Annotated in this window: 1 protein-coding gene; it reads left to right on the forward strand. The window is 59.7% G+C overall.

Annotated features, from left to right (window positions below):
- The coding region (locus FDX22_RS22295) for a glycogen/starch/alpha-glucan phosphorylase (RefSeq protein WP_186805438.1) at positions 1 to 248 on the forward strand (248 nt) is incomplete at both ends.

The following is a 248-nucleotide window of genomic DNA, read 5'->3' on the forward strand; positions in this document are numbered from 1 at the left end:
AAGAAGAAACCGATCCGGCGTTGGGGAACGGGGGGCTGGGCCGTCTGGCTGCGTGTTTCCTCGACTCGATGGCAACGGTTGGCCAGTCGGCGACGGGCTATGGCCTCAACTATCAGTACGGTTTATTCCGTCAGTCATTTGCTGATGGGCAACAGATGGAAGCTCCGGATGACTGGCATCGCGGCAGCTACCCGTGGTTCCGTCACAACGAAGCGCTGGATGTGCAGGTAGGGATTGGCGGCAAGGTC

Origin of the sequence: Citrobacter sp. TBCS-14 (assembly GCF_005280805.1) — a bacterium.
In the GTDB taxonomy this organism is placed as follows: Bacteria; Pseudomonadota; Gammaproteobacteria; order Enterobacterales; family Enterobacteriaceae; genus Citrobacter; species Citrobacter gillenii.